At 68.7% G+C, this 10,776-nt stretch carries 11 protein-coding genes and 1 tRNA gene; 7 read left to right on the top strand and 5 right to left on the bottom strand.

The window, feature by feature from the left end; all coding sequences use genetic code 11:
- Positions 1 to 26 precede the first annotated feature (26 nt).
- Complete coding sequence (locus Q4F73_RS09220; RefSeq protein ID WP_303359057.1) at positions 27 to 482, bottom strand: YccF domain-containing protein; 456 nt, start codon at positions 480 to 482, stop codon at positions 27 to 29.
- On the opposite strand from Q4F73_RS09220, the gene Q4F73_RS09215 reads away from it, so the two are divergent.
- Both Q4F73_RS09215 and Q4F73_RS09210 read left to right on the top strand, forming a co-directional pair.
- Positions 481 to 999 (top strand): DUF1707 domain-containing protein, encoded by a 519-nt coding sequence (locus tag Q4F73_RS09215; RefSeq protein ID WP_303359056.1) that lies wholly within the window; start codon positions 481 to 483, stop codon positions 997 to 999. The two genes, Q4F73_RS09220 and Q4F73_RS09215, sit on opposite strands and share 2 nt — an antisense overlap.
- Before the next feature lie 13 nt (positions 1,000 to 1,012).
- A complete protein-coding gene (locus tag Q4F73_RS09210) occupies positions 1,013 to 1,660 on the top strand; it encodes a DedA family protein (protein WP_303359058.1) in 648 nt (215 codons plus the stop codon).
- Here the strand turns inward: Q4F73_RS09210 and Q4F73_RS09205 are convergent.
- Positions 1,560 to 2,393 carry a DNA-formamidopyrimidine glycosylase family protein gene (locus Q4F73_RS09205; RefSeq protein ID WP_303359055.1) on the bottom strand — a complete coding sequence of 278 codons (834 nt, stop codon included), beginning with the start codon at positions 2,391 to 2,393 and terminating at the stop codon, positions 1,560 to 1,562. The genes Q4F73_RS09210 and Q4F73_RS09205 overlap by 101 nt on opposite strands.
- Positions 2,394 to 2,560: 167 nt before the next feature.
- Positions 2,561 to 7,114 (bottom strand): ATP-dependent helicase, encoded by a 4,554-nt coding sequence (locus Q4F73_RS09200; protein WP_303359054.1) that lies wholly within the window; start codon positions 7,112 to 7,114, stop codon positions 2,561 to 2,563.
- A gap of 34 nt (positions 7,115 to 7,148) precedes the next feature.
- Between Q4F73_RS09200 and Q4F73_RS09195 the strand changes: the two genes are divergently transcribed.
- From Q4F73_RS09195 to Q4F73_RS09180, 4 genes are read left to right on the top strand one after another with little or no spacing between them, the layout of a single operon-like run.
- Positions 7,149 to 7,907 (top strand): 3'(2'),5'-bisphosphate nucleotidase CysQ, encoded by a 759-nt coding sequence (locus Q4F73_RS09195; RefSeq protein ID WP_303359053.1) that lies wholly within the window; start codon positions 7,149 to 7,151, stop codon positions 7,905 to 7,907.
- A 10-nt stretch (positions 7,908 to 7,917) separates the two neighbouring features.
- Positions 7,918 to 8,724: a thymidylate synthase gene (locus Q4F73_RS09190; protein WP_303359052.1), complete on the top strand. Its 807-nt coding sequence runs from the start codon at positions 7,918 to 7,920 to the stop codon at positions 8,722 to 8,724.
- The gene (locus Q4F73_RS09185) at positions 8,724 to 9,263 is read left to right on the top strand and encodes a dihydrofolate reductase (RefSeq protein WP_303359051.1); all 540 of its coding nucleotides are present in this window, start codon (positions 8,724 to 8,726) and stop codon (positions 9,261 to 9,263) included. The genes Q4F73_RS09190 and Q4F73_RS09185 overlap by 1 nt, the downstream gene beginning before the upstream one ends.
- Positions 9,264 to 9,515 carry a mycoredoxin gene (locus Q4F73_RS09180; RefSeq protein ID WP_303359050.1) on the top strand — a complete coding sequence of 84 codons (252 nt, stop codon included), beginning with the start codon at positions 9,264 to 9,266 and terminating at the stop codon, positions 9,513 to 9,515. It abuts the gene before it with no gap.
- Here the strand turns inward: Q4F73_RS09180 and Q4F73_RS09175 are convergent.
- Together Q4F73_RS09175 and Q4F73_RS09170 are read right to left on the bottom strand one after the other, a co-directional pair.
- The gene (locus Q4F73_RS09175) at positions 9,512 to 10,159 is read right to left on the bottom strand and encodes a hypothetical protein (protein WP_303359049.1); all 648 of its coding nucleotides are present in this window, start codon (positions 10,157 to 10,159) and stop codon (positions 9,512 to 9,514) included. The two genes, Q4F73_RS09180 and Q4F73_RS09175, sit on opposite strands and share 4 nt — an antisense overlap.
- Positions 10,160 to 10,280: 121 nt before the next feature.
- The gene (locus tag Q4F73_RS09170) at positions 10,281 to 10,559 is read right to left on the bottom strand and encodes a hypothetical protein (RefSeq protein ID WP_303359048.1); all 279 of its coding nucleotides are present in this window, start codon (positions 10,557 to 10,559) and stop codon (positions 10,281 to 10,283) included.
- 115 nt (positions 10,560 to 10,674) lie between these two features.
- Between Q4F73_RS09170 and Q4F73_RS09165 the strand changes: the two genes are divergently transcribed.
- A tRNA-Arg gene (locus Q4F73_RS09165) sits at positions 10,675 to 10,747 on the top strand.
- The last annotated feature ends 29 nt before the right edge of the window (positions 10,748 to 10,776 follow it).

The following is a 10,776-nucleotide window of genomic DNA, read 5'->3' as shown; positions in this document are numbered from 1 at the left end:
CTCTCAGCGATGGCGTTGGTGAATTCCTAGAGCTTCACCATCGGTTCGTAGCCGAAGGGGATGCGATCGGAATCGACGATCTGCTTGCCGAAGGGGAAGCAGGTGACCGGGATCATCTTGATGTTGGCCCAGGCCAGCGGGATTCCGATGATCGTGGCGGCCTGTGCTGCTGCCGTGGTCACGTGGCCGATGGCCAGCCACAGGCCGGCCACGACGAACCAGATGACGTTGCCGACAGCCGACATGCCACCCACTCCACCCGAGGGCTGGATGACGGAGCGTCCGAAGGGGGCGATGGCGTAGTTGGCCATGCGGAAGGAGGCGACGCCGGCCGGGATGGTGACCACCAGGAGGCAGGCGAGGATGCCGAAGAGCACGTAACCGGCGGCGAGCAGGAACCCGCCGGTAATGAACCAGAGGATATTGAGCAGGAGCTTCACACTCCCGAATCTAGTCGAATCCGCGACTAGGCTGTGGGGCATGAACGACGAACTGCGTCTGTCCGACATGGAGCGGCTCAACGCCATGTCGACGCTGGCCTCCCACTACACGGAGGGCCGTCTCGACAACACCGAGTTCGACGAGCGTTCCCTGGCCGTGTCGGAGGCGAAGACCATCGGCGACCTCCGGCCGCTGTTCGCCGATCTTCCGGGCCAGTTGGACGGCGCCCTCACCGACGGCAAGGAGCTCGTCGCCCAACCGGAGCCGGAGGCGGATCTGGAGGATCTGCGCTCCCGTGGCGTGCGGGTGGAGAAGTGGGACGCAGCCATCGGCAGTTCGACCCTGGCCCTGTTCTTCATTCTCATGTTCGTCTTCGATGTCAGCTGGGCGTGGGTCGTCTGGCCGGTCATGGGTGCGGTGCTGATGATCCCCCGCGCCATCCACGGTCTGTCCGATTCGGATGAGGACACCTACGAGGAGATCAAGAAGGTGGAGGCGGAGGAGCGGAAGGCTCGCCTCAAGCGGGCGGCGAAGAGGATGAAGGAGTTGGAGGAGTAACCTCTCCCCCATGCTGTCCTCGATCGTCGACTGGGTTGTCCGTCTCATGGAGGTACTCGGCGCGCCCGGCGTCGGTATCGCCATCCTGCTGGAGAACCTCTTCCCGCCGATCCCCTCGGAAGTGGTCCTGCCCCTGGCGGGTTTCACCTCCTCGCAGGGAGACCTCAATGTCTGGGCGGCGTTCATCTGGGCGACGATCGGCTCTGTCGTCGGCGCGTTCCTGCTCTACTGGCTCGGTGCCGGCATCGGGGCATCACGTCTGCGCCACATTGCGGACCGGATGTGGCTGGTGGAGGCAGACGACGTCGATAAGGCGCTCGACTGGTTCGACCGCTACGGGCGCTGGTCGGTGTTTTTCGGCCGCCTCATCCCGGGCATCCGTTCGCTCATTTCGATCCCGGCGGGCGTCGACCGCATGAATCCGCTCACCTTCGGCCTGATGACTGTCGCGGGTTCGGCCCTGTGGAACGCCGTGCTCATCTACACCGGCGTCGTCCTGGGCGACAACTACGACCTCGTCGAGAAGTATGTCGGCCAGTACTCGTCAGTCGTCTACGCCATCATCGGTATCGCGGTCCTCGTGGTGGTCGGCCTGTTGGTACGACGGGCACGGCGACGTAGCCAGGAGGCACCGGCTGACAGTCGGGGCACCACCAGATGATGCGCTCCCCCAGCCACGCCCGCAAAATGACGGCCCCGCAGCGTCGGCAGGGTCGTCCGTGGCGGCCGAACACATAGGTGGTCTCCCCGGCGCGCTTCACACCGGTGGTCACGCGCACGGGGCTGTCCCGGTTGGCCCACATGACGCGGCGGGTGATCTGGAGGATCTGCTCCACGTCGACCTCGTCGACCGCGCGGGCGGGGTGGACTCCGGCGAGGAAGCAGATCTCGGCGCGGTATTCGTTGCCCACGCCGGCGAGGTTGCGCTGTTCGAGCAGTGCCTCGCCTATCGACCCTTGCGGTATGGCCTCGATGCGACGGCGCGCCTCCCCAGGATCCCAGTCCCCCAGGACATCGGGGCCGAGGTGGGCGATCTGGGAGTGATAGTCGTCGACGCCGAAGACCCGGACGAACCCCAGGGAATGGCCGACGATCTCGATGGGCCGGGTGTCCGCCAGGTGGAGGACGACGCGGGCGGTGTGGCCGGGTTTGCGCCAGCGGTCGCCGACGCGGTGGAGGGCCCAGGTGCCCTCCATCTTCAGGTGGGTGTGCAGGATGCGCTCACCCATCTGCATGAACAGGTGTTTGCCGTAGGGCCATACGCGTTCGACGGTGGCCCCGTCGAAGGTGGTCAGGGCGACGGAGGGCACGCGGAGGGAGGTGTGGAGTACTTCCCGGCCGGTCATGAACTGCAGTCGGCGGGAGAGTTGGAGGACGGAGTCACCTTCGGGCACTCTCTCACGCTACCGCCACGGGGTCCCGGTCCGGATGTCTGTCCCCGGTCTCTCCGGCCCGTGCCCCGCGGCTGGCTATCCCCCCGGTGAGTCATGTTCCCCGAAGGATCGATATGACATGAATGTAGTCTCGCCCATCCCAGTGGGCACCGTAACGTCAGCTGCTTTTATTCATCGTCGAAGCTGATGTCGTCAATAACTTCCGTCACACGACGCCCCCGCCCGGGGGTACGCGGGGGCGCGGCCCGCCCGCCGAGGCGCGCGCCGCGCGGGCTGATCGACGCCCCCGCCTCCCGCAGCGCCCCGAGATACGGGGATTCGAACACCGGTTGGCCGTTGAGCTTCTCGACGGTGAGGTTGTGCCCACCGAGCGCCCGTACCACCAGGTCGAGGTGGTCGGGGTCGAAGACGGTGAGGGTGCGCCCGCCGCGGGTGAGGTGGGCGATGAGGACACCGTCGGCAAGCACGACCAGGGCCCCGGCGGCCCGGGAGGGGCCGGTCTCCGGCCACGGCAGGGCGGCACCGTAAGGGTTGGCGGGGTCGGCGGCGGCGAGGACATGGAGCTTCGGTTCATGGAGGTCCGGGGGCAGGCCGTCGCCGTCGAGGCCGCGGAGCCGGTCGATGACCCCGGGTGTCGAGAACTGCGCCGCGCCGAGCCCCTCGATGAAGTAGCCGCGCATCGCCTTGCCGGATTCCTCGAAGCCGCTGAGCACCTTGTAGGCCAGGGCGAAGCCGCCGAGGACGTCCTCGTTGACCACGCTGCCGCGGGTGACCACCCCGTAGCGGTCGAGCCAGGTTTCACCCTGGACGACGGACCGGGTGGTGGCGTCCGTGCTGGGCGGCACGCTCAGCGCCCAGCGGCCGCCCATGTCCAGGGGCGGGCCGGAGCGCAGGCGCGAGCGGTTGGGGCGCCGCCGGGCGCGGTGCGCGGTGGTCCCCCCGGTGGTGGCCAGCCGGGCGCGGATGGGGGCGAAGCCGTCGGGGCTGACGAGGCCGGCGTCGACCAGCCCCCACAACGCCTCGCGGAGTTCGGCGGCGGTGACCATGTCGGACAGGGAGCGCTGCAGATCGGCGAAGAGGAATCCGCCGCCCCGCCGGAGGATCTCCATGACCTGCTCCTGGATGAAGGTCAGGCCCGCGGCCTCCACGTCGGGGACGAGGTCGGCGGCGATGTCGGCGGGCAGCAGCATGATCCAGGGGTCGCGGGCGGCGGCGGTCCCGGCCCCGACGATGAGGATCTCGCCGTTGGCGGTGAGTTCATCGAGCATGAGCGGGTCGTAGTCGCGCACGCGGGAGGGCAGCACGACCGACTCCCAGGCGCTGGCCGGCAACCGCACCCCGGCGAGTTGCTCGAGGGCGGTAAAGACCCCGTCGGCACCGCGCAGCGGCCCGCCGATCTGGTGCCAGTCGATGAGGAAACGCGCGTAGGTGGCGCCGATGACGGGGCGGGTGGCCGCCCGCGCCGCCGCCAGGGAACGGCGCCGGATGACCGAGAGCACCTCGGCGGCGCAGTACTCCTGCTCGTCGATGCCCTGGCGGAAGTGACCGTCGATGAGGCGGGCGTCGGCAAGCAGGGGTTGCAGGGCCGAATGTGCGGCGGAGACCGCCAACCCGAAGTCCGCTGCCAGATCGCGCAGGACGAAGGGCCCGCGGGTGCGTACCCAGCGGGCGACGAGCTGGTTGAGGGCGTCGACGATGGTCTCCACCTGGGCGGGCACGCCCGGCGGGACGGGGATCCCCAGGCCGTCGCGGAGCAGGGGTGCGTCGAGGGTCTGGGCGAGGTGGTCGACGCCGCCGATGCGCACCACCATGACGCGATCGCCCAGCGGCTCCCACGGGACCTCGATCTCCGCCAGCGGCAGGGGCCCGAGGCGGCGGAGGGTGTCGGCCAGTTCCTCGGGGGTGCGCGGCGGCCGGCGCAGCGAGGCGTGGACCTCGGCGATGATCTCCGGGTCAAGCAGCTCCCGCAGTTCCACCGTCCCCAACAGCTTGGCCAGCAGCGACGGGTCCAGCGCCAGGGCGGCCGCGCGTTTCTCAGCGAGGGGTGAGTCCCCCTCGTACATGAACGCGCCGGTGTAGTTGAACAGCAGCGAGGAGGCGAAGGGGCTGGGCTGGTCGGTGGTCACCTCGGCGATGCGGATGCGGCGGGTGGCCAGATCGCGGCACACCTGGGTCAGCGCGGGCAGGTCGTAGACGTCCTGCAGGCACTCACGGACGGTCTCGAGGATGATGGGGAAGCTAGGGTACTTGCGGGCGACGTCGAGAAGCTGGGCCGCCCGCTGCCGCTGCTGCCACAACGGCGCGCGCTTGCCGGGATGGCGGCGCGGCAGGAGCAGGGCACGCGCGGCGCATTCGCGGAAGCGGGAGGCGAACAGGGCCGACCCGCCCACCTGCTCGGTGACCAGGTCGGCGATGTCGTCGGCGTCGAAGAGGAACAGCGCGGCGTCCGGCTCGGCCTCCCCCTCGGGCAGGCGCAGGACGATGCCGTCGTCCCCGGCGACGGCCTGGGCATCCATACCCGTGCGCTCGGCGATCTGCGCGCCCACCGCCAGGGCCCAGGCCGCATTGACGCCGCGACCGAAGGGGGTGTGCAGGACCACGCTCCAGTCCCCCAGTTCATCGCGGAAGCGCTCGAGCACCAGCGTCTTCTCGTCCGGCACCACGCCGGTGGCCTCCTCCTGCTCGGCCAGAAAGGCCACGAGATTGTCGCGCGCGTACGCGTCGAGATCCTCGACGATGGCGGGAGAGGCGTGGACGGAGCGTCGATAAGCACCCAGCGCCAGGCCCAGTTCGTAGGGCCGGCCGGCGGCGTCGCCGGTCCAGAACGGCAGGCGGCCGGTGTGTCCGGGCGCGGGGGTGACCAGGACCTGGTCGCGGGTGATGTCCTCGATGCGCCAGCTCGACGCCCCGAGCGTGAACACGTCGCCGACGCGGGACTCGTAGACCATCTCCTCGTCGAGCTCGCCGACCCGGCGCGGCGCGCCCTCCCCGCCGAGGAGGAAGACGCCGAACATGCCGCGGTCTGGAATGGTCCCGCCCGAGGTGACGGCCACGCGCTGGGCCCCCGGGCGCGCGGTCAGCTGCCCGCTCACCCGGTCGAAGACCACCCGGGGACGCAGCTCGGCGAAGTCCGTCGAGGGGTAGACGCCGGAGACGAGGTCGATGACCGCGTCGAACACGTCCCGCGCCAGGTCCCGGTAGGGCCAGGCGCGGCGGACGGTGGCGTACCACTCCTCGACGTCGAGGTCGGCCACCGCCACCGCGGCGATCGTCTGCTGCGCCAGCACGTCCAAGGGGTTGGCGGGCACGTGCAGTTCCTCGATGAGCCCTGAGCGCATCCGGGCCACGGTCACCGCCGCCTGCACCAGATCAGCCCGGTGCTTGGGGTAGAAGCTGCCGTGACTGACGGCCCCGACGGAGTGCCCGGCGCGGCCCACGCGCTGTAGACCGGAGGCCACCGAGGGCGGGGATTCGACCTGCACCACCAGTTCCACGGCACCCATGTCGATGCCGAGTTCCAGGGAACTGGTCGCCACGACGGCGCGCAGGGATCCCTCCTTGAGCATCTGCTCGGTCAGGGCACGCTCGTCCTTGGACACCGAGCCGTGGTGGGCGCGGGCGATGACCGGTGGTGCGGCCCCGGCCACGTCCACGGATTTCATCAGCTGCGCGGGGTCGCGCCGCAGCGGCGGCGACAGCGAGTCCGGGTCATGTTCGGCCGCCCAGATCTCGTTGAGGCGGCTGGTCAGACGCTCGGCCGTGCGCCGCGAGTTGACGAACACCAGCGTCGACCGGTGCTCCATCACCTGCGCGTAGACGTCCTGCTCGATGTAGGGCCAGATGGACTTCTGCTGCGGCAGCGCCGACTCCTCCGGTGCGGACAGCCCCAGCCGGTCGTCGACGGTGGCCTCGCCGATCGTCGAGCCCATCTCCGGGACGGGTAGATCCGCCATGTCCGCCACCCCGACATGGACGCCGAGCTCCCACTCCTTCTGCGCGGGCGGAGCGATGATCTCCACGGGGCGGTCGCCGCCGAGGAAATTCGCCACCGTCGACAGGGGGCGCACGGTCGCCGACAACCCGATCCGCTGGTATCCCCCGGTCAGCCGGGCCAGCCTCTCGAGGGTCAGTGCCAGGTGGACGCCGCGTTTGGTGCCTGCCAGGGCGTGGATCTCATCGACGATGACCGTCTCCACCCCGGCCAGCACGCCGGCCGCCTTGGAGGTGAGCATGAGGTAGGCCGACTCGGGCGTGGTGATGAGGATGTCCGGCGGGCGCCGCAGCTGCCGCGCGCGTTCCGCCTGCGGAGTGTCCCCCGAACGCACCCCGACCGTGATGTCGGGCACGTCGAGTCCCAGCCGCTGCGCCACCCGCGCAATGCCGCCCAGCGGCGCGCGCAGGTTGTTCTCCACGTCGACACCCAGTGCCTTGAGCGGGGAGATGTAGAGGACCTTCACTCCCCCGTCGCTTCTCGACGCCCCGGTGGTCCCCGTCCCCGTCCCCGGCAACGCCAGCTGTCCCTCCCGCTCCACCAGGTTGTTCAGCGCCCAGAGGAAGGCGGCCAGGGTCTTGCCGGATCCCGTCGGCGCCACGACCAGGGCGTGGTCCCCGGCCGAGATCGCCGACCACGCCGCCTCCTGCACGTCCGTGGGAGCGGCGAAGACCTCCTCGAACCACGTGGCCACCTGCGGTCGGAAGCGGTGGAGGATGCTGCTGGTCATGCCCAACTCTAACCCGCGCGGTAATGTCAGGGGCATGACAGTTCACCTTGATGACGCCCGCCTCACCCACCTCCTCGCACAGGGAACGGGCGAGATCCTCAAGGGCGTCCGCAATGTCGGCGCCCTCCGCGGCCGCAACCTCGGTGACGCCGGAGATGATCTGGCCCAGAACTGGATCGCCCGCGTCCTGGAACAGCACCGCCCCGACGACGGTTTCCTCTCCGAGGAGATGGCCGACAATCCGGAGCGCCTGGAGAAGGACCGCGTGTGGATCATCGACCCGCTCGACGGCACCAAGGAGTTCGCCACGGGACGGCAGGACTGGGCGGTGCACATCTCCCTCGTCGAGAACGGCCAGCCGACCCACGCCGCCGTGGGCCTGCCGGATCTGGGAGTGGTGTTCAGCTCGGCGGAGTCCCGCATGGTCGGTGGCCCGTACGCGAAGAAGATCGCCATCTCCCACAACCGTCCTCCGGAGGTGGCCATGCACATCGCGGAGAAGCTCGGTTTCGAGACCGCGGCGATCGGTTCCGCCGGCGCCAAGGCCATGCACGTCCTGCTCGGTGACTACGACGCCTACATCCACGCCGGCGGCCAGTACGAGTGGGATTCCGCTGCGCCGGTGGGCGTCGCAATGGCCGCCGGTCTGCACTGTTCGCGTCTCGACGGCACGCCGCTGACCTACAACAACAAGGACACCTACCTGCCGGACATCCTCATCTGCCGCCCCGAGCTCACCGAGGAGATCCTGGCCACGGCCGCCGCGTTCCACGAGGAGCACGGCCGCTACTAAGGTGGTCGGCATGACCGATTCCATCTCCACGCCCTACGAGGATCTCCTCGCCGAGATCCTCGAGCACGGGGCCGCCAAGGGGGACCGCACCGGCACGGGCACGCTCAGTGTGTTCGGTCGGCAGTTGCGCTACGACCTCGCCGCTTCCTTCCCGCTGCTGACCACCAAAAAGGTGCACCTGCACTCGGTGGTCGGTGAGCTGCTGTGGTTCTTGCGGGGGGATTCCAACGTGGGTTGGCTGCAGGAGAACAACATCCGCATCTGGAACGAGTGGGCGGATGCCGACGGTGAGCTGGGCCCCGTCTACGGCGTGCAGTGGCGGTCCTGGCCCACCCCGGACGGGGCCCACATCGACCAGATCGCCGGCGCCCTGGCCACCCTGCAGGAGAATCCGGATTCGCGCCGCAACGTCGTCTCCGCGTGGAATGTCTCCGAGCTCGACGAGATGGCGTTGCTGCCCTGCCATCTGCTCTTCCAGCTCTACGTCGTCGACGGCCGCCTGTCGATGCAGGTCTATCAGCGTTCGGCGGACATGTTCCTCGGTGTGCCCTTCAACATCGCCTCCTACGCGCTGCTCACGCACATGTTCGCGCAGCAGGCGGGCCTGGAGGTCGGGGAACTCATCTGGACCGGCGGTGACTGCCACATCTACAACGACCACCTGCCCCAGGTGCGCGAGCAGCTCTCCCGCGAGCCCCGCCCCTACCCGCAGCTTGAGCTGCGGCGGGCCGAGAGCATCTTCGACTACACCTTCGCCGACATCGAGGTCGTGGGCTATGACCCGCACCCGGCGATCAGGGCCAAGGTCTCTGTCTGATGGCGGTCCTCGGCGCCATCTGGGCCCAGTCCCTCGACGGGATCATCGGCGACGGTGCGGGCATGCCCTGGCATGTTCCGGAGGACCTGGCGCACTTCCGCGAGGTCACTCACGGCCACCCCGTCATCATGGGGCGGCGTACGTGGCTGAGCCTGCCGGAACGCTTCCGCCCGCTGCCCGGGCGCGAGAACATCATCCTGTCCACCCGCCCCCCGGGTGAGTGGTCGGCGGGCGGTGAGGTCGTCGATAGGCTCCCGCTTATCGACGCCCCCGTCGCCTGGATCATGGGCGGCGGCCAGGTCTACTCGGCGACGGTTGCAGACTGTGACGTGCTCGTCGTCACGCTCATCGGGGTGCAGCTCGGCGATGCCCTGGGAGAGCGCGCCGTCCACGCCCCGGAGATCCCCGCCGACTTCGGGCTGGTCTCCGACTCCGACTGGTTGATCTCCGACACCGGGCGTCTCACCCTGGGTGATGAGCCCCGCGATCTGCCCCTGCGCTATCGTTTCCTGCGCTACGAAAGAAGGAAGGCCGCCTGAATGTCCGCCCATGTCACCATCTACGCCACCACCTGGTGCCCGTACTGCATCAACCTGAAAAAGCGCCTCGACCGCACCGAGACGCCTTATGAGCTTATCGACGTCGAGCTCGACGCCGAGGCCTCCGCCTGGGTCGAGTCCGTCAACGACGGCAACCGCATCGTCCCCACCGTGAAGTACTCCGACGGCACCCACGCCACCAACCCGGAGGCCTCGGCCGTGCGCCGCAAACTGGAGGAACTCACCTCCTAGTCCGCGCGGAGCAGGACCACTGTTCCCGCGATGAGCAGCACCAGCACCACGACGCCGGCCAGCAGCGTCGGCGAGAACGGCACCGACGGAAACTGCGCCAGAGACGGAGGTGCGTCCGGCGTGGGGTCCGCTGCCCGCGGGAGGGTCAGCGGGTTGCCCAGGCCGGCGAGGTTGGCGGTCGGTGCCGTGGTCGTGGTGGTTGTGGCGACCAGAGCCACCGGGCGCGGCGCCGGCCGGGTTGCCGGTGGGGCCGGGACCCACGGGGCGGGGGTTGTCCAGACCGGTTCCTGGTAGGGCTCGGGCTCCGGTTCCGCTACTGTCACCGGCTCCGGCTCCGGTTCGTGGGTGGGTTCCGACATCGTGGTCTCTGGCGTCGGGGCGGGTTGCGCGTCGATCATCACCTGCAGCGCCTTGGCGATCTCGTGCGCCGCCTCCTCCAACGCCGGGGCGATGCTGACATCCTCTTCCCATTCGTCGGCGGCTACCGGGGGCGACGGGGGATCCTCAGGGTTCTCGACGACGACGGGTTCCGGGACCACGCTGATCTCGGGTTCCTCAACCGTGTCTGCCGTCGCGGCGGGAGAAAAGAGCAACGCTGCGGTGGCGGTGACGGTCGCCAGGACAAAGTGGCGGAGGTGCTTCATGGCGGAGCCTTTCCAATGGTAGGTACTCCAGAAGCTAAGGCCTGCCCGTCACTGGTACCAGGCCTTTAGAGGTAATTCAGTAGTGCACAGGGCACTTTCCGGTAGTAATTACCGGGGTGGGTTAATCCTCGTCTTCCCCGCCGAAGAGTGCGACCATGTCCTCCGGGGACAACGAGGCGTTGAGGCCGGCCAGTTCGAGGGAGTAGACCTGCTTGAGGTAGTGCTCGAGGACTCCGGCGAGCTGCTTGGCGTCAACCTTGTTGAGCAGCAGCAGGCGCTTGGACGAGCCGCCGGGAACCTGCTTGTCGATGGACAGCACCGGGACGCCATCCTTGGTCACGATCTCGGCGACGATGTCACGGCGCTGGACGTCGATGAAGGTCGGCTGGTTCTGGGCCACGGCGTGGTCCTTTCTCACTGGAATTGTGTGTCATTTCCCAGGATAGTGGGCCGGGGTCCGGTTTCCGACACTTCCCCCTCGTGAGGTACCCTCACCTCAGGTGAAGTCACCGAAAGCCCTAGTAGCTCAGTGGATAGAGCACGGCTCTCCTAAAGCCGGTGTCGGAGGTTCGATTCCTCTCTGGGGCACTTTTCCTCACACCCCTGACCAGCACCAC

The sequence above is a fragment of the Corynebacterium sp. genome (genome assembly GCF_030535495.1).
Lineage (GTDB): Bacteria > Actinomycetota > Actinomycetes > Mycobacteriales > Mycobacteriaceae > Corynebacterium.
The sequence above is the reverse complement of the archived record's forward strand: the minus strand, read 5'-3'. Positions and strand labels throughout refer to the sequence as shown.

What these genes read in the sequence shown, in the direction of transcription:
- Q4F73_RS09185 (WP_303359051.1), top strand. Translation starts at nt 8,724, where the DNA reads ATGGCGGTCCTCGGCGCCATCTGGGCCCAGTCCCTCGACGGGATCATC.
- Q4F73_RS09175 (WP_303359049.1), bottom strand. Translation starts at nt 10,159, where the DNA reads ATGAAGCACCTCCGCCACTTTGTCCTGGCGACCGTCACCGCCACCGCA.
- Q4F73_RS09195 (WP_303359053.1), top strand. Translation starts at nt 7,149, where the DNA reads ATGACAGTTCACCTTGATGACGCCCGCCTCACCCACCTCCTCGCACAG.
- Q4F73_RS09190 (WP_303359052.1), top strand. Translation starts at nt 7,918, where the DNA reads ATGACCGATTCCATCTCCACGCCCTACGAGGATCTCCTCGCCGAGATC.
- Q4F73_RS09200 (WP_303359054.1), bottom strand. Translation starts at nt 7,114, where the DNA reads ATGACCAGCAGCATCCTCCACCGCTTCCGACCGCAGGTGGCCACGTGG.
- Q4F73_RS09180 (WP_303359050.1), top strand. Translation starts at nt 9,264, where the DNA reads ATGTCCGCCCATGTCACCATCTACGCCACCACCTGGTGCCCGTACTGC.
- Q4F73_RS09220 (WP_303359057.1), bottom strand. Translation starts at nt 482, where the DNA reads ATGCCCCACAGCCTAGTCGCGGATTCGACTAGATTCGGGAGTGTGAAG.
- Q4F73_RS09215 (WP_303359056.1), top strand. Translation starts at nt 481, where the DNA reads ATGAACGACGAACTGCGTCTGTCCGACATGGAGCGGCTCAACGCCATG.